Annotated in this window: 18 protein-coding genes and 2 pseudogenes; 13 read left to right on the plus strand and 7 right to left on the minus strand. The window is 61.0% G+C overall.

Annotated elements, in window-relative coordinates; all coding sequences use genetic code 11:
* Positions 1-4: 4 nt before the first annotated feature.
* From ACZK4Z_RS17655 to ACZK4Z_RS17665, 3 genes are read left to right on the plus strand one after another with little or no spacing between them, the layout of a single operon-like run.
* Entirely contained in the window at positions 5-3010 is a 3006-nt protein-coding gene (locus tag ACZK4Z_RS17655) for a type III restriction-modification system endonuclease (protein ID WP_003160810.1), read from the plus strand.
* Positions 3011-3066: 56 nt separating this feature from the next.
* The gene (locus tag ACZK4Z_RS17660; RefSeq protein WP_003158915.1) at positions 3067-4947 is read left to right on the plus strand and encodes an ATP-dependent endonuclease; all 1881 of its coding nucleotides are present in this window, start codon (positions 3067-3069) and stop codon (positions 4945-4947) included.
* Between the two features lie 2 nt (positions 4948-4949).
* Entirely contained in the window at positions 4950-5657 is a 708-nt protein-coding gene (locus tag ACZK4Z_RS17665) for a DUF2130 domain-containing protein (protein WP_003158916.1), read from the plus strand.
* A 6-nt stretch (positions 5658-5663) separates the two neighbouring features.
* On the opposite strand, the gene ACZK4Z_RS17670 is transcribed toward ACZK4Z_RS17665, so the two are convergent.
* Complete coding sequence (locus ACZK4Z_RS17670; RefSeq protein ID WP_003131969.1) at positions 5664-6098, minus strand: mercury resistance transcriptional regulator MerR; 435 nt, start codon at positions 6096-6098, stop codon at positions 5664-5666.
* A gap of 71 nt (positions 6099-6169) precedes the next feature.
* Between ACZK4Z_RS17670 and merT the strand changes: the two genes are divergently transcribed.
* From merT to ACZK4Z_RS17700, 6 genes are all read left to right on the plus strand, one after another.
* Positions 6170-6520, plus strand: coding sequence for a mercuric ion transporter MerT (gene merT / locus ACZK4Z_RS17675; RefSeq protein WP_003131974.1), 351 nt, complete (start codon positions 6170-6172; stop codon positions 6518-6520).
* A 12-nt stretch (positions 6521-6532) separates the two neighbouring features.
* Complete coding sequence (gene merP / locus ACZK4Z_RS17680; RefSeq protein WP_003131987.1) at positions 6533-6808, plus strand: mercury resistance system periplasmic binding protein MerP; 276 nt, start codon at positions 6533-6535, stop codon at positions 6806-6808.
* Between the two features lie 71 nt (positions 6809-6879).
* A complete protein-coding gene (merA, locus tag ACZK4Z_RS17685; RefSeq protein WP_003158917.1) occupies positions 6880-8565 on the plus strand; it encodes a mercury(II) reductase in 1686 nt (561 codons plus the stop codon).
* A 17-nt stretch (positions 8566-8582) separates the two neighbouring features.
* Entirely contained in the window at positions 8583-8948 is a 366-nt protein-coding gene (merD, locus tag ACZK4Z_RS17690; RefSeq protein ID WP_000995360.1) for a mercury resistance co-regulator MerD, read from the plus strand.
* The gene (gene merE / locus ACZK4Z_RS17695; protein ID WP_003132004.1) at positions 8945-9181 is read left to right on the plus strand and encodes a broad-spectrum mercury transporter MerE; all 237 of its coding nucleotides are present in this window, start codon (positions 8945-8947) and stop codon (positions 9179-9181) included. Before merD ends, merE begins: the two co-directional genes overlap by 4 nt.
* Entirely contained in the window at positions 9178-10047 is an 870-nt protein-coding gene (locus tag ACZK4Z_RS17700; RefSeq protein ID WP_003160808.1) for a putative bifunctional diguanylate cyclase/phosphodiesterase, read from the plus strand. The genes merE and ACZK4Z_RS17700 overlap by 4 nt, the downstream gene beginning before the upstream one ends.
* A gap of 139 nt (positions 10048-10186) precedes the next feature.
* Here the strand turns inward: ACZK4Z_RS17700 and ACZK4Z_RS17705 are convergent, their stop codons facing one another.
* From ACZK4Z_RS17705 to sul1, 3 genes are all read right to left on the minus strand, one after another.
* Positions 10187-10951 carry an IS6-like element IS6100 family transposase gene (locus tag ACZK4Z_RS17705; RefSeq protein WP_023464298.1) on the minus strand — a complete coding sequence of 255 codons (765 nt, stop codon included), beginning with the start codon at positions 10949-10951 and terminating at the stop codon, positions 10187-10189.
* 39 nt (positions 10952-10990) lie between these two features.
* A complete protein-coding gene (locus ACZK4Z_RS17710; RefSeq protein WP_033896018.1) occupies positions 10991-11197 on the minus strand; it encodes a hypothetical protein in 207 nt (68 codons plus the stop codon).
* A gap of 127 nt (positions 11198-11324) precedes the next feature.
* Positions 11325-12176 (minus strand): sulfonamide-resistant dihydropteroate synthase Sul1, encoded by an 852-nt coding sequence (gene sul1 / locus ACZK4Z_RS17715; RefSeq protein WP_000946487.1) that lies wholly within the window; start codon positions 12174-12176, stop codon positions 11325-11327.
* Between the two features lie 101 nt (positions 12177-12277).
* Here sul1 and intI1 point away from each other — a divergent pair, with 101 nt between their 5' ends.
* The gene (gene intI1 / locus ACZK4Z_RS17720; protein WP_000845039.1) at positions 12278-13291 is read left to right on the plus strand and encodes a class 1 integron integrase IntI1; all 1014 of its coding nucleotides are present in this window, start codon (positions 12278-12280) and stop codon (positions 13289-13291) included.
* Between the two features lie 346 nt (positions 13292-13637).
* Here intI1 and ACZK4Z_RS17725 read toward each other — a convergent pair whose 3' ends face one another.
* Complete coding sequence (locus tag ACZK4Z_RS17725) at positions 13638-14204, minus strand: recombinase family protein (RefSeq protein ID WP_003159185.1); 567 nt, start codon at positions 14202-14204, stop codon at positions 13638-13640.
* 181 nt (positions 14205-14385) lie between these two features.
* On the opposite strand from ACZK4Z_RS17725, the gene ACZK4Z_RS17730 reads away from it, so the two are divergent.
* Both ACZK4Z_RS17730 and ACZK4Z_RS17735 read left to right on the plus strand, forming a co-directional pair.
* Positions 14386-14637: an AbrB/MazE/SpoVT family DNA-binding domain-containing protein gene (locus tag ACZK4Z_RS17730; protein WP_003108276.1), complete on the plus strand. Its 252-nt coding sequence runs from the start codon at positions 14386-14388 to the stop codon at positions 14635-14637.
* Entirely contained in the window at positions 14634-15029 is a 396-nt protein-coding gene (locus ACZK4Z_RS17735; protein WP_003159186.1) for a type II toxin-antitoxin system VapC family toxin, read from the plus strand. The genes ACZK4Z_RS17730 and ACZK4Z_RS17735 overlap by 4 nt, the downstream gene beginning before the upstream one ends.
* A gap of 323 nt (positions 15030-15352) precedes the next feature.
* Here the strand turns inward: ACZK4Z_RS17735 and ACZK4Z_RS17740 are convergent.
* A pseudogene (locus ACZK4Z_RS17740) lies at positions 15353-15558 on the minus strand (hypothetical protein); the annotation flags it as partial.
* 194 nt (positions 15559-15752) lie between these two features.
* On the opposite strand from ACZK4Z_RS17740, the pseudogene ACZK4Z_RS17745 reads away from it, so the two are divergent.
* A pseudogene (locus ACZK4Z_RS17745) lies at positions 15753-16343 on the plus strand (recombinase family protein); the annotation flags it as partial.
* A 102-nt stretch (positions 16344-16445) separates the two neighbouring features.
* On the opposite strand, the gene ACZK4Z_RS17750 reads toward ACZK4Z_RS17745, so the two are convergent.
* Entirely contained in the window at positions 16446-16946 is a 501-nt protein-coding gene (locus ACZK4Z_RS17750) for a GNAT family N-acetyltransferase (RefSeq protein ID WP_000376623.1), read from the minus strand.
* Positions 16947-17024 lie beyond the last annotated feature (78 nt).

Here is a 17024-nt window from a genome sequence, read left to right on the forward strand (position 1 = left end):
CGCAATGAAACTCCACTTCGAGCCCAACCTCGACTATCAGATGCAGGCCATCGAGGCCGTGTGCGATCTTTTCCGTGGTCAGGAGGTCTGCCGCACCGAATTTACGGTGACCATGAAACTGCCCGATGAGGTGCAGATGTCACTGGGTGTGGCGCAGTCCGACCTTGGCGTTGGCAACCGCTTGACCCTGCTGGACGATGAACTGCTCAAGAACCTCGCGGACATCCAGTTGCGCGGTGGCCTGCCGCCTTCCGGCTCGCTGACTTCCGGCGACTTCACGGTGGAAATGGAGACCGGCACCGGTAAGACCTATGTATACCTGCGCTCGATCTTCGAGCTGAACAAGCGCTACGGTTTCAGCAAGTTCGTGATCGTGGTGCCCTCGGTGGCGATCAAGGAAGGCGTCTACAAGACCCTGCAAATCACCGAGGAACACTTCAAGGGGCTCTACGCGGGCGTGCCCTTCGATTACTTCCTGTACGACTCGGGCAAGCCCGGGCCGGTGCGCAATTTCGCCACTAGTTCCAACATCCAGATCATGGTGGTGACGGTGGGCGCCATCAACAAGAAGGATGTGAACAACCTCTACAAAGAGACCGAGAAGACGGGCGGCGAGAAGCCCATCGACCTGATCAAGGCCACCCGGCCGATCATCATCGTGGATGAACCGCAAAGTGTGGACGGCGGCCTTGAAGGACGCGGCAAGGAAGCGCTGGATGCCATGAACCCGCTCTGCACGCTGCGCTATTCCGCTACCCATGTGGACAAGCACCACATGGTGTTCCGCCTGGATGCCGTGGATGCTTATGAGCGCAAGCTGGTCAAGCAGATCGAGGTGGCGTCGGCCACGGTGGAGGATGCGCACAACAAGCCTTTCGTGCGCCTGGTGAAGGTGGAAAACAAGCGCGGCCGCATCAGCGCCAAGGTCGAGCTGGATAAACAGACCGCCACTGGCGTGCAAAGGACTGAGGTGACGGTCAGCGATGGCGACGACCTTCAGCAGAGCGCCGATGGCCGTGCGATCTACGCCGATTTTCGGGTGGGCGAGATCAATACGGCCAAGGGCGAAGCGTTCATGGAGCTGCGCTACCCCGGCGGCGAAGTGTTTTTGCAGCCGGGTCAGGCCCACGGTGATGTGGATGCGCTGGCCGTGCAACGCGAGATGATCCGCCGCACGATCAAGGAGCATCTGGACAAGGAAAAGCACCTGCGTCCATTGGGGATCAAGGTGTTGAGCCTGTTCTTCATCGACGCGGTGGACAAGTACCGTCAGTACGATGCGGACGGCCAGCCGGTCAAGGGCGTGTATGCGCAGATGTTCGAGGAAGAATATCGCCGTGCCGCCAAGTTGCCGGCCTACCAGAGTTTGTTTGCCGAGATCGACCTGGAGTCCGCCGCCGAAGAAGTGCACAACGGCTATTTCTCCATCGACAAGAAGGGCGGCTGGCTTGATACCGCCGAGAACAATGCGGGTAACCGGGAGAATGCCGAACGCGCCTACAACCTGATCATGAAAGAGAAGGAGAAGCTGCTGTCCTTCAGCACGCCGCTGAAGTTCATCTTCTCCCACTCCGCCCTCAAGGAAGGCTGGGACAACCCCAACGTGTTCCAGATTTGCACCTTGCGCGACATCCAGACCGAGCGCGAGCGCCGCCAGACCATTGGTCGCGGCCTGCGCCTGTGCGTCAACCAGGATGGCGAGCGGGTACGGGGCTTCGAGGTCAACACCCTGACCGTGGTGGCCACGGAAAACTACGAACAGTTTGCCGAAAACCTGCAGAAGGAAATCGAGAAAGACACAGGCATCCGCTTTGGCATTGTGGAGCAGCATCAATTTGCCGCCATTGCCGTGACTGGCGCTGATGGGCACGCCGCACCGCTGGGCATCGAGCAATCAAAGGCACTGTGGGAGCACCTGAAAGCCGCCGGCCATATAGATGCCAAAGGCAAGGTGCAGGATTCACTGAAAACGGCGCTGAAGAACGGCACCTTGGAACTGCCGGCCGAGTTTGATGCGCAGAAAGCCCAGATTGCTGAAGTGCTGCGCAAGGTGTCGGGCCGGCTGGACATCAAGAATGCCGATGAGCGCAGGCAAGTGCCGCTGCGCAAGGGTAAGGATGGCAAGGTCGTTTATCTGAGCGACGAGTTCAAGGCACTGTGGGACCGCATCAAGCACCAGACAACGTACCGCGTGCAGTTCGATAACGCCAAGCTGGTGACGGATTGCATCGCAGCGTTGCAGAAGGCCCCGGTGATTGCCAAAGCACGGCTGCAATGGCGCAAGGCCGACATCTCTATCGGCAAGGCGGGTGTCGCCGCGACGGAGAAAGCGGGCGCGGCGACCGTGGTGCTGGACGAGGCGGATATTGAGCTGCCGGATTTGCTGACCGACCTGCAGGATCGCACCCAGCTCACCCGACGCACCATCGTCAGCATCCTGACGGGAAGCGGCCGCCTGGACGACTTCAAGCGCAATCCGCAGCAGTTCATCGAATTGACCGCCGAAACCATCAACCGTTGCAAGCGCTTGGCCCTGGTCGATGGCATCAAGTACCAGAAGCTCGGCGACCAGCATGTCTATGCGCAGGAGCTGTTCGAGAAGGAGGAACTGACCGGTTATCTGAAGAACATGCTGTTGGATACCCAGAAGTCGATCTACGAGCACGTGGTGTACGACTCGACCCCAGAGCGGGATTTTGCCAACGGGCTGGAGAAGAACGAGGCCATCAAGCTCTACGCCAAGCTGCCGGGCTGGTTCAAGGTGCCCACCCCACTGGGCAGCTACAACCCCGACTGGGCCGTGCTGGTGGAAGAAGACGGTGCTCAGCGCCTGTACTTCGTGGTGGAAACCAAGAGCAGCCTGTTCACCGACGACCTGCGCGACAAGGAAAGCGCCAAGATCGAATGCGGCAAGGCGCATTTCACTGCGCTGGCGGTTGGTGAGAACCCCGCCCGGTATGTGGTTGCGCGCTCCGTTGACGATCTTTTGACCGAGGCGGCAAAAGGATAGGTTCTGTCGCTGTCACGGCGAGAGACGACACAAAACACAAGGAGCAGAGACCCGAAATGAAGATCCAATCCGTTCGCATCCGAAACTTTCGCACGTTGAAAGACGTGACGATTCCGTTCGATTCCGTCACGACCTTCATCGGGCCGAACGGTGCCGGCAAGTCAACGGTGCTTCGTGCGCTCGACTGGTTCTTCAACGGCAAACCCGGCTCGCTGACGGAGAAGGATTGCTCTTTTGGGGCGACTGACGAAGACATCGAGGTTCAGGTCACCTTCGCAGACCTCACCGAAAAGGATCGCGAGGCACTTGGCAAGTACGCGCCGGAAGGAGTTGCCACGTTCACCGCATGGAAGCGCCGATCTCCCGATGGCACCGATGTGCTCTCCGCCAATGCAAAGGGATTTCCGGCTTTAAATGCCATCAAGGCAGCAGGCGGTGCGACTGCGAAGAAAGAGCTGTATGCCACTCTCCGGCGCGAGCGCCCGGAGCTTGACCTTCCTGCGGCGAATACTGGTCCAGCCGTCGAGCAGGCGATGACAACTTGGGAGGCGGCTCACACTGATCAACTGCTCGATGCGCCCGAGGCTTTGCAAACCAATTTCTTCGGTTTCAACAGCGGCGGCAAGATGAGCGGGCTCTTCGACTTCGTCCTGGTTACGGCAGACCTTCGGGCAAGTGAAGAGTCCATCGACGGCAAGGCAAGCATCATTGGGCGAATCCTTGAGCGCTCGATTGACCGAACTGCCGCTGATGAGGCAATCGCGGAAATCGTTGCGGAGTCACGGGCAAAGCAGCAACAAGTCTACGAAGAGAAGTTCAAGGAGCAACTTGGGGCCATCACAACGCAGCTCAACGAGGTCGTCACAACCTATGCGCCAGGCCGGGCAATCACGGTTTCTCCGGCTGAGGTGGAACTCAAGGCACCTCGCACGACGTTCGACGTGGCCGTGCTCGACGGCACCACCGAGACTGCGGTGGAGCGGCAGGGACACGGCTTTCAGCGCACGCTGCTGATCTCGGCTCTGCAACTCTTGGCGCAGTCGGGCGCAGCCTCGGCCGAGGGAGTCATCTGCCTGGCGATCGAGGAGCCGGAACTTTTCCAGCACCCGATCCAGGCGCAGACCTTTGCGAAGGTGCTCAGGTCGCTCGCCGAAGATGCTGGCAAGCGCATCCAGGTGACCTATGCGACGCATAGCCCCTACTTCCTGGAGGCTCGACATTTCCATCAAGTCAGACGGCTGACGAGATCCGCTGACGAAGTCCCGGTGGTGACGGTCCACTTTGCCACGGTTGAGGATGTGAAGGCCAGGCTGAATGGAACAGTGGATGGCGATGTGGTCGATCGCAGGCTCGACCATAACGTGGCCGACCAGCTTGCCATAGCACTCTTCGCGAATCGCGCATTTCTTGTGGAGGGGACAACCGAATCTGCTGTGTTCTACGGTATTGGAGATAGAACTTCCCCCGGCGCCCTTGAGGCAGCAGGAATTTCTATCGTTTCTGTGGGCAGCAAGACATCGATACCCCTCGCGCATGCGATTTTGAAATCTATTGGTGTGCCAGTCTACGCACTGTTTGATGCAGACGGTGGATTTGAAGCGCGAGCCAAAGCCAAAAACAAAAAGCAAGATGACATAGATCGGGAGCGCAACAATCATGCGGTAGAGAACTGCAGATTAATGCGGTACTTCGGCTTGCCTGAAGAAGATTTTCCATCCGCCACCATTTCCGACGTCGCGGCCATTTTTGATGATCATCTTGAAGCGTTTCTGTCTGCGAACTGGGGTGAGTGGATAACTGCCTGCAATAGTGTTGAGGCTGATACCGGAATAAATCTATCGAAAAACCAACTCGCATACCGGACTGCAACACTCCGGTCGGGAGGAGTGGTGCCAGAAATGCTTAAGCAGATTCTTGTCAAGGTGGAGGGTAAGTAATCATGCATGAAATCATCTGCCCTCACTGCGGGAAGGCATTCAAGATCGATGAAGTTGGGTACGCGGACATTCTGAAGCAGGTTCGAGATAGCGATTTCGAGAAGCAGTTGCATGAGCGGCTAGAGTTGGCCGAGCAGGGAAAGCGCAATGCGGTCGAACTAGCTGAAGCCAAGATTGCCAACGAATTGCAGAAGACCTCGTCTGCCAAGGACGCCGAGATCCAGGAGCTGAAGGCCAGGCTTGATGCTGGCGAAGTTGCGCGGCAACTTGCCGTGGCCGAGGCTTTGAGCGCGGTGGAAAAAGAGCGTGACACGCTTGCAAATGAATTGGAACAAGCGAAGCGTGACAAGCAAGCCGTATCCAAGTTGGCAGAGGTCACGCTCATGAGCGAAGTGCAAAAAGCCGCTGCAGCGAAGGAGTCGGAGATACAGGAACTCAAGGCGAAGCTTGACGCTGTTGTCATCGAGAAGAAGCTCGCGATTACCGAAGCAGTCGGCGCGGTCGAGAAAGAACGTGACGAATTGAAGAGCGGCTTGCAGCGGGTAGAACTTGAAAAGCATCTCGCCGAGAAATCTTTGAAAGAAAAGTACGAGACGCAGATCAAGGATCGTGATGACGCAATCGAGCGCCTACGGGACATGAAGGCGCGACTATCGACCAAGATGGTGGGCGAAACTCTTGAGGGGGTCGTCTCAGAAAACGGAAAATAAAGCACGCTAAGGCATAGCCGAACCTGCCAAGCTTGCTCCACCCTGTAGTGACGCGATCAGCGGGCAGGAAACGTTCCCCCTTCGCGCATGGCAGGCGCACACCAACTCAGACAGCACGGCCTCCATGCGCGCCAGGTCAGCCATTTTCTCGCGCACGTCCTTGAGCTTGTGCTCGGCCAGACTGCTGGCTTCCTCGCAATGGGTGCCATCCTCCAGCCGCAGCAGCTCGGCGATCTCATCCAGGCTGAAGCCCAGCCGCTGGGCTGATTTCACGAAGCGCACCCGCGTTACATCCGCCTCGCCATAGCGGCGGATGCTGCCATAGGGCTTGTCAGGCTCCAGCAACAAGCCCTTGCGCTGATAGAAACGGATGGTCTCCACATTGACCCCGGCCGCCTTGGCGAAAACGCCAATGGTCAGGTTCTCCAAATTGTTTTCCATATCGCTTGACTCCGTACATGAGTACGGAAGTAAGGTTACGCTATCCAATTTCAATTCGAAAGGACAAGCGCATGTCTGAACCAAAAACCGGGCGCGGCGCGCTCTTCACTGGAGGGCTTGCCGCCATCCTCGCCTCGGCTTGCTGCCTCGGGCCGTTGGTTCTGATCGCCTTGGGGTTCAGCGGCGCTTGGATCGGCAACTTGGCGGTGTTGGAACCCTATCGCCCCATCTTTATCGGCGTGGCGCTGGTGGCGTTGTTCTTCGCCTGGCGGCGCATCTACCGGCAGGCAGCGGCCTGCAAACCGGGTGAGGTCTGCGCGATTCCCCAAGTGCGAGCTACTTACAAGCTCATTTTCTGGATCGTGGCCGCGCTGGTTCTGGTCGCGCTCGGATTTCCCTACGTCATGCCATTTTTCTACTGATCGGAGTTCACCATGAAGAAACTGTTTGCCTCCCTCGCCCTCGCCGCCGTTGTTGCCCCCGTCTGGGCCGCCACCCAGACCGTCACGCTGTCCGTACCGGGCATGACCTGCTCCGCCTGCCCGATCACTGTCAAGAAGGCGATTTCCAAGGTCGAAGGCGTCAGCAAAGTTGACGTGACTTTCGAGACACGCCAAGCGGTCGTCACCTTCGACGATGCCAAGACCAGCGTGCAGAAGCTGACCAAGGCAACCGCAGACGCGGGCTATCCGTCCAGCGTCAAGCAGTGAGTCACTGAAAACGGCACCGCAGCACAACGGACGTCATTGTCTGGCGCCACAAACGATAAAGGATCTGTTGCATGACCCATCTAAAAATCACCGGCATGACTTGCGACTCGTGCGCGGCGCACGTCAAGGAAGCGCTGGAAAAAGTGCCAGGCGTGCAGTCGGCGCTGGTGTCCTATCCGAAGGGCACAGCGCAACTCGCCATCGTGCCGGGCACATCGCCGGACGCGCTGACTGCCGCCGTGGCCGGACTGGGCTACAAGGCAACGCTAGCCGATGCGCCACTGGCGGACAACCGCGTCGGACTGCTCGACAAGGTGCGGGGATGGATGGCCGCCGCCGAAAAGCACAGTGGCAACGAGCCCCCGGTGCAGGTAGCGGTCATTGGCAGCGGTGGAGCCGCGATGGCGGCGGCGCTGAAAGCCGTCGAGCAAGGCGCGCAGGTCACGCTGATCGAGCGCGGCACCATCGGCGGCACCTGCGTCAATGTCGGCTGTGTGCCGTCCAAGATCATGATCCGCGCCGCCCACATCGCCCATCTGCGCCGGGAAAGCCCGTTCGATGGCGGTATTGCGGCAACTGTGCCTACGATTGACCGCAGTAAGCTGCTGGCCCAGCAGCAGGCCCGCGTCGACGAACTGCGGCACGCCAAGTACGAAGGCATCCTGGGCGGTAATCCGGCCATCACCGTTGTGCACGGTGAGGCGCGCTTCAAGGACGACCAGAGCCTTACCGTCCGTTTGAACGAGGGTGGCGAGCGCGTCGTGATGTTCGACCGCTGCCTGGTCGCCACGGGTGCCAGCCCGGCGGTCCCGCCGATTCCGGGCTTGAAAGAGTCACCCTACTGGACTTCCACCGAGGCCCTGGCGAGCGACACCATTCCCGAACGCCTTGCCGTAATCGGCTCGTCGGTGGTGGCGCTGGAGCTGGCGCAAGCCTTTGCCCGGCTGGGCAGCAAGGTCACGGTCCTGGCGCGCAATACCTTGTTCTTCCGTGAAGACCCGGCCATCGGCGAGGCGGTGACAGCCGCTTTCCGTGCCGAGGGCATCGAGGTGCTGGAGCACACGCAAGCCAGCCAGGTCGCCCATATGGACGGTGAATTCGTGCTGACCACCACGCACGGTGAATTGCGCGCCGACAAACTGCTGGTTGCCACCGGTCGGACACCGAACACGCGCAGCCTCGCGCTGGACGCAGCGGGGGTCACTGTCAATGCGCAAGGTGCCATCGCCATCGACCAAGGCATGCGCACGAGCAACCCGAACATCTACGCGGCCGGCGACTGCACCGACCAGCCGCAGTTCGTCTATGTGGCGGCAGCGGCCGGCACCCGTGCCGCGATCAACATGACCGGCGGCGATGCGGCGCTCGACCTGACCGCAATGCCGGCCGTGGTGTTCACCGATCCGCAAGTGGCGACCGTGGGCTACAGCGAGGCGGAAGCCCACCACGACGGGATCGAGACCGACAGCCGCACCTTGACCTTGGACAACGTGCCGCGTGCGCTCGCCAACTTCGACACACGCGGCTTCATCAAGTTGGTTATCGAGGAAGGCAGCCATCGGCTGATCGGCGTACAGGCGGTCGCGCCGGAAGCGGGTGAACTGATCCAGACGGCGGCTCTGGCCATTCGCAACCGCATGACGGTGCAGGAACTGGCCGACCAGTTGTTCCCCTACCTGACGATGGTCGAGGGGTTGAAGCTCGCGGCGCAGACCTTCAACAAGGATGTGAAGCAGCTTTCCTGCTGCGCCGGGTGAGAAAAAGGAGGTGTTCAATGAACGCCTACACGGTGTCCCGGCTGGCTCTTGATGCCGGGGTGAGCGTGCATATCGTGCGCGACTACCTGCTGCGCGGATTGCTGCGCCCGGTGGCGTGCACACCAGGCGGCTACGGCTTGTTCGATGACGCCGCCTTGCAACGGCTGTGCTTCGTGCGGGCGGCCTTCGAGGCGGGCATCGGCCTCGACGCGCTGGCGCGGCTGTGCCGGGCGCTGGATGCGGCGGACGGCGACGAAGCGGCCGCGCAGCTTGCCCTGCTGCGTCAGTTCGTCGAGCGTCGGCGCGAAGCGTTGGCCGATCTGGAAGTGCAGTTGGCCACCCTGCCGACCGAGCCGGCACAGCACGCGGAGAGTCTGCCATGAACAACCCCGAGCGCTTGCCGTCCGAGACGCACAAACCGATCACCGGCTACCTGTGGGGCGGACTGGCTGTGCTGACTTGCCCCTGCCACCTGCCCATCCTCGCTGTCGTGCTGGCCGGCACAACCGCCGGTGCTTTCCTCGGCGAGCATTGGGTCATCGCGGCGCTCGGTTTGACCGGCCTGTTCCTTCTGTCCCTGTCGCGGGCGTTGCGGGCATTCAGGGAAAGAGAATGAGCGCTTTCCGGCCGGATGGATGGACGACGCCGGAACTGGCCCAAGCGGTCGAGCGCGGGCAGCTTGAACTGCACTACCAGCCCGTCGTCGATCTGCGCAGTGGTGGGATTGTCGGCGCGGAAGCCCTGTTGCGCTGGCGTCATCCGACGCTTGGACTATTGCCACCGGGCCAGTTCCTGCCCGTGGTCGAATCGTCCGGCCTGATGCCTGAAATCGGCGCTTGGGTGCTGGGCGAAGCCTGCCGCCAGATGCGTGACTGGCGAATGCTGGCATGGCGACCGTTCCGGCTGGCCGTCAATGTTTCGGCGAGCCAAGTGGGACCGGACTTCGACGGGTGGGTAAAGGGCGTGCTGGCTGATGCCGAGTTGCCCGCCGAGTATCTCGAAATCGAGCTGACCGAATCGGTCGCGTTTGGTGATCCGGCGATCTTCCCCGCCCTGGACGCCTTGCGGCAGATCGGTGTGCGCTTCGCCGCCGATGACTTCGGGACGGGGTATTCCTGTCTGCAACATCTGAAGTGCTGCCCAATCAGCACGCTCAAGATCGACCAATCGTTTGTCGCCGGGCTCGCCAACGACCGCCGCGACCAAACCATCGTGCACACCGTGATTCAGCTTGCGCACGGGCTGGGCATGGATGTGGTGGCTGAAGGCGTGGAAACATCGGCGAGTCTTGATCTATTGCGACAAGCGGACTGCGACACAGGACAAGGCTTCCTGTTCGCGAAGCCAATGCCGGCGGCGGCATTCGCCGTCTTCGTCAGTCAATGGAGGGGTGCCACCATGAATGCAAGTGACTCTGTCATTTTCAGAAGACGACTGCACCAGTTGATTGGGCGTAATGGCTGTTGTGCAGCCAGCTCCTGACAGTTCAATATCAGAAGTGATCTGCACCAATCTCGACTATGCTCAATACTCGTGTGCACCAAAGCGAGGTGAGCATGGCGACGGAGGCTCTGTTGCAAAGATTGGCGGCAGTCAGAGGTAGGCTGTCGCTCTGCGCCGATCAGGCGGCTGCTGCGAAATGGTGGTTGAGCATGCCCATGGCCTCCGTCAGCGCCGAGGGCCCAATGCCAAAAGCTCTCTCCACAAGGCGCACCTCGCCCCTGATGCCGGGCTGCAGGCACCAGGGGCGAGCCTGTCCTTTGCGCAGGGCTCGCATGACTTCGAATCCCTTGATCGTGGCATAGGCCGTGGGGATCGATTTGAAACCGCGCACCGGCTTGATCAGTATCTTGAGCTTTCCGTGATCGGCCTCGATCACGTTATTGAGATACTTCACCTGCCGGTGGGCCGTCTCCCGGTCCAGCTTTCCTTCGCGCTTCAATTCGGTGATCGCTGCACCATAGCTCGGCGCTTTGTCGGTATTGAGCGTGGCAGGCTTTTCCCAGTGCTTCAGGCCTCGCAGGGCCTTGCCCAGGAACCGCTTCGCTGCCTTGGCGCTGCGGGTCGGCGACAGGTAGAAATCGATCGTGTCGCCCCGCTTGTCGACTGCCCGGTACAGGTAGGTCCACTTGCCCCGCACCTTGACGTAGGTTTCATCCAGGCGCCAGCTCGGATCAAAGCCACGCCGCCAGAACCAGCGCAGCCGCTTCTCCATCTCCGGGGCGTAGCGCTGGACCCAGCGATAGATCGTCGTATGGTCGACCGAAATGCCGCGTTCCGCCAGCATTTCCTCAAGGTCGCGATAGCTGATCGGATAGCGACAATACCAGCGCACCGCCCACAGGATCACATCACCCTGGAAATGGCGCCACTTGAAATCCGTCATCGTTCCGTCCGTCCAATCTCCGCCAAGCATGCTCAAGCTTCACGATTTTTGCAACAGAGCCCTCGCGACTAGGAGCTCGGATCTCAGGACGAAGGTCTCCGCGAATGTCCGGTCGATCCGCGCGACGTCCCAGGCGGGCGTTCCCTTGGCGGACATCCACGCCGCAGCGTCGTGCATCAGCCGCACAACCTCGTCGATATCACCCGAGCAGGCGACCCGAACGTTCGGAGGCTCCTCGCTGTCCATTCGCTCCCCTGGCGCGGTATGAACCGCCGCCTCATAGTGCAGTTTGATCCTGACGAGCCCAGCATGTCTGCGCCCACCTTCGCGGAACCTGACCAGGGTCCGCTAGCGGGCGGCCGGAAGGTGAATGCTAGGCATGATCTAACCCTCGGTCTCTGGCGTCGCGACTGCGAAATTTCGCGAGGGTTTCCGAGAAGGTGATTGCGCTTCGCAGATCTCCAGGCGCGTGGGTGCGGACGTAGTCAGCGCCATTGCCGATCGCGTGAAGTTCCGCCGCAAGGCTCGCTGGACCCAGATCCTTTACAGGAAGGCCAACGGTGGCGCCCAAGAAGGATTTCCGCGACACCGAGACCAATAGCGGAAGCCCCAACGCCGACTTCAGCTTTTGAAGGTTCGACAGCACGTGCAGCGATGTTTCCGGTGCGGGGCTCAAGAAAAATCCCATCCCCGGATCGAGGATGAGCCGGTCGGCAGCGACCCCGCTCCGTCGCAAGGCGGAAACCCGCGCCTCGAAGAACCGCACAATCTCGTCGAGCGCGTCTTCGGGTCGAAGGTGACCGGTGCGGGTGGCGATGCCATCCCGCTGCGCTGAGTGCATAACCACCAGCCTGCAGTCCGCCTCAGCAATATCGGGATAGAGCGCAGGGTCAGGAAATCCTTGGATATCGTTCAGGTAGCCCACGCCGCGCTTGAGCGCATAGCGCTGGGTTTCCGGTTGGAAGCTGTCGATTGAAACACGGTGCATCTGATCGGACAGGGCGTCTAAGAGCGGCGCAATACGTCTGATCTCATCGGCCGGCGATACAGGCCTCGCGTCCGGATGGCTGGCGGCCGGTCCGACATCCACGACGTCTGATCCGACTCGCAGCATTTCGATCGCCGCGGTGACAGCGCCGGCGGGGTCTAGCCGCCGGCTCTCATCGAAGAAGGAGTCCTCGGTGAGATTCAGAATGCCGAACACCGTCACCCTGCTGCGTAACATCGTTGCTGCTCCATAACATCAAACATCGACCCACGGCGTAACGCGCTTGCTGCTTGGATGCCCGAGGCATAGACTGTACAAAAAAACAGTCATAACAAGCCATGAAAACCGCCACTGCGCCGTTACCACCGCTGCGTTCGGTCAAGGTTCTGGACCAGTTGCGTGAGCGCATACGCTACTTGCATTACAGCTTACCAACCGAACAGGCTTATGTCCACTGGGTTCGTGCCTTCATCCGTTTCCACGGTGTGCGTCACCCGGCAACCTTGGGCAGCAGCGAAGTCGAGGCATTTCTGTCCTGGCTGGCGAACGAGCGCAAGGTTTCGGTCTCCACGCATCGTCAGGCATTGGCGGCCTTGCTGTTCTTCTACGGCAAGGTGCTGTGCACGGATCTGCCCTGGCTTCAGGAGATCGGAAGACCTCGGCCGTCGCGGCGCTTGCCGGTGGTGCTGACCCCGGATGAAGTGGTTCGCATCCTCGGTTTTCTGGAAGGCGAGCATCGTTTGTTCGCCCAGCTTCTGTATGGAACGGGCATGCGGATCAGTGAGGGTTTGCAACTGCGGGTCAAGGATCTGGATTTCGATCACGGCACGATCATCGTGCGGGAGGGCAAGGGCTCCAAGGATCGGGCCTTGATGTTACCCGAGAGCTTGGCACCCAGCCTGCGCGAGCAGCTGTCGCGTGCACGGGCATGGTGGCTGAAGGACCAGGCCGAGGGCCGCAGCGGCGTTGCGCTTCCCGACGCCCTTGAGCGGAAGTATCCGCGCGCCGGGCATTCCTGGCCGTGGTTCTGGGTTTTTGCGCAGCACACGCATTCGACCGATCCACGGAGCGGTGTCGTGCGTCGCCATCACATGTATGACCAGACCTTTCAGCGCGCCTTCAAACGTGCCGTAGAACAAGCAGGCATCACGAAGCCCGCCACACCGCACACCCTCCGCCACTCGTTCGCGACGGCCTTGCTCCGCAGCGGTTACGACATTCGAACCGTGCAGGATCTGCTCGGCCATTCCGACGTCTCTACGACGATGATTTACACGCATGTGCTGAAAGTTGGCGGTGCCGGAGTGCGCTCACCGCTTGATGCGCTGCCGCCCCTCACTAGTGAGAGGTAGGGCAGCGCAAGTCAATCCTGGCGGATTCACTACCCCTGCGCGAAGGCCATCGGTGCCGCATCGAACGGCCGGTTGCGGAAAGTCCTCCCTGCGTCCGCTGATGGCCGGCAGCAGCCCGTCGTTGCCTGATGGATCCAACCCCTCCGCTGCTATAGTGCAGTCGGCTTCTGACGTTCAGTGCAGCCGTCTTCTGAAAACGACATTTGAACCGGGAACCTTCCCTTTTTGGCTAGGCGTGAAACAATGGTCATTTTCCCTATACCCAAAATGACCAGGAGGCCCGCATGAAAGTCGCACGCATCTACCTGCGCGTGATGTCATTTTCAGAAGACGACTGCACGGAATATCAGGAGTCGGCTGCACTGGTGGATTGCAGCGCGGTGTACAGGGCCGTCTTGCTCACCTTGAGCCGTGTAGCGGCCTCTCGGACATTAAGCCCGTTGGCGATGTGCTCCCGCGCTCGCTGCAACTTGTCGGCGGTGACAACCGGCTTTCGCCCGCCCTTCCTCCCACGAGCGGCGGCGGCAGTCAACCCGGCCTTGGTGCGCTCGCGGATCAAGTCGCGCTCGAACTGGCCCAGCGCGCCGAACACGTGGAAGATGAGCCGCCCGCCTGGCGTGGTGGTGTCGATGGCTTCCGTCAGAGAACGGAAGCCGACGCCTCGCGCTTCCAGCGCGCCTATCGTTTCGATTAGGTGCGGCATAGAGCGCCCGAGCCGATCCAGCCGCCAGACGGCCAGCACGTCGCCGTCGCGCAGGTAGGCCAGCGCATCAGCCAAGCCGGGGCGGTCGGCCTTGGCCCCGGAAGCCGTGTCCTCGAAAACGCGCTCGCAGCCTGCCTTGCGTAGCGCATCCGTCTGCAAGGCGGTGTCCTGTTCCGCCGTCGATACCCGCGCATAGCCGATCAGTGCCATTTGCCGCCTCTCTTGTCCGTCATTCCGTCCGCCTATCTTAATGTCCGACAACCCGTTGTGCAATAACTTTGCTGGACAGTGTCCGGCATGGCCGACTAATGATCGTTTGACGGACATTGACGGTAAGGCATTTTTGCATTACTATGTGAAGCATCAACCTTGATTGCGAGGGCAAACCACCATGACCACATTGACCGTTACCGCACGGGGACAAGTGACGTTTCGGAAGGACGTACTGCAACACCTCGGCATCAGGCCAGGCGACAAGATCGAGCTGGACTTGTTGCCAGACGGTCGGGGCGTGCTCAAGGCGGCACGGCCCGCAGGGACGATAGCCAGCTTTGTCGGCCTGCTCGCGGGCAAGACGCAGAAGGTTGCCACCATCGAAGAAATCAACGAGGCGGCGGCGCAAGGCTGGGCAGGTAAGCAATGAAGGTCGCAGTCGATACCAACGTCCTTGTGCGTGCGGTTGTGCGTGACGATCCCGCACAAGCGGACGTTGCCGCCGCAGTCTTGACCGACGCCGAGTTGATCGCGGTCGCGCTGCCGTGCCTATGCGAATTTGTTTGGGTGCTGCTGCGTGTCTACGGCTTCCAGCAAGCCGACGCGGCCAGCGCGATCCGGGCACTACTGGCCGCCGCGAATGTGGAAGTGAACCGGCCTGCCGTGGAGGCTGGCTTGCTGGTGCTCGACGCGGGCGGAGACTTTGCCGATGGCGTCATTGCCTACGAAGGCAACTGGCTTGGCGGGGAAACCTTCGTTTCCTTCGATAAGAAGGCGGTGGCACTTCTCACGGCGCAAGGGCAATCAACGCGCCTTTTGTGACGGACATGAGCATGAACGAATTCCGCCGACTGGCCGCGAAGATCGACCAACACATGCAGCAGCTTGCCGCCCAGGGTGTCAGCGAGGCCCATGCCATCATCAATCGCATGATGGGGTACGGGCCTGACCTGCACAGGATTTGGGTCGGCACATCCGATCAGCAGCTCATGGCGCTGTCCCGCGAGTTCCCAGGGTTCTACCGCTACGCCCGCATCATGGAAGAGGCATCCGAAGCCGAGCGCCGCAAGGCTTCGCGGCCCTATGACGGCATGGCCGAGTTCTCCGAACAGCACAAGCAAATGGGCGCGCAACTGCTGACCACGGCGGCCACGCTTGAGCGTGGCTACCAGGCGTTTCGTGCGAGCGGCAGTCTCCAAGACTTCCGGCCTCAGCTCGACGAGCTGGGCCGCCTGCATCGGCAATGGCTGTCCGACCTGGAAGCCTTCAAAGACTCGCTGCGCACGCAGGGCGCAGAACCCAAGGTGCTGGAATACGTGAACGAGGCTTTCGGCCGCCTGGCCGAGCGCATCAAGCAGCTTGCCGGTTGATCGCCGGAATTTTCGGCGGTTCCGGCTTTGTCGCGCCGTGCACAAGAGTTCTGAGCAATTCCGATCTCTCGCGGCGCTTCGTGCATAGAACTTCTGACCGTTCCCGGTCAGAAGTTCTATGCACACACGGCGGCCAGCCCAGTGAACTGGTGCAGTCGCCTTCTGAAAACGACACGTGAGCACGGAGGAACAAGACCTAAGCCGGCAGGATGCCATCGTGGAGAGCACGAAGGCGGCCGGCTTTTACGTCGCCGGCATCTACCGCGAGAAAGCCAGCGGCGCACGCGCCGATCGCGCCGAGCTGCTGCGCCTGATTGCCGACCTGCAACCTGGTGAAGTCGTGGTTGCGGAGAAGATCGACCGAATCAGCCGCTTGCCGCTGGCCGAGGCCGAACGCCTGGTGGCCTCGATCCGGGCCAAGGGCGCCAGGCTAGCCGTGCCTGGTGTGGTGGATTTGACGGAGCTGGCCGCCGAGGCGAAGGGCGTGGCCAAGGTTGTTCTGGAATCCGTCCAGGACATGCTTTTGAAGCTGGCGTTGCAGATCGCACGCGATGACTACGAGGATCGGCGCGAGCGTCAGCGGCAAGGCGTGGAGCTGGCCAAGCAGGCCGGCCGCTACACCGGCCGTAAGGCCGACACACTGGCGCATGATCGGATCATTGCGCTGCGCACTGCTGGGCATAGCATCGCGGAAACGGCGAAACTGGCCAGGTGCAGCGAAAGTCAGGTCAAAAGAGTGTGGGCATTGCACAAAGCCGTGGCTGTCGACAACCTCTCGCGCAACCAAGACATCGCGGTCGGACTGCAAGTGATCTTGAAGCCACGGGCCCGTCCCACCCCGACATGGACCTCGATGCCCGAACGGACGTTAGATTTCGAGTTCTAGGCGTTCTGCGATGAAGGTTGGATCCCAGCCGGGATTGAAAGTGTCGACGTGGGTGAATCCGAGCCGCTCGTATAGGCCACGCAGGTTCGGGTGGCAGTCGAGCCGCAGCTTGGCGCACCCCTGCGTTCGCGCGGCATGGCGGCAAGCCTCGATCAGCGCGGAGCTGACACCCCGGCCCGCATGTGTCCGTCGCACCGCGAGCTTGTGCAGATATGCGGCCTCCCCCTTGAGGGCGTCGGGCCAGAACTCGGGATCCTCGGCCGACAAGGTGCAACAGCCGACGATGCCGTCGCTGCAACTCGCGACTAGGAGCTCGGATCTCAGGACGAAGGTCTCCGCGAATGTCCGGTCGATCCGCGCGACGTCCCAGGCGGGCGTTCCCTTGGCGGACATCCACGCCGCAGCGTCGTGCATCAGCCGCACAACCTCGTCGATATCACCCGAGCAGGCGACCCGAACGTTCGGAGGCTCCTCGCTGTCCATTCGCTCCCCTGGCGCGGTATGAACCGCCGCCTCATAGTGCAGTTTGATCCTGACGAGCCCAGCATGTCTGCGCCCACC

This window comes from Stenotrophomonas sp. 71799_Sma (genome assembly GCF_056482505.1).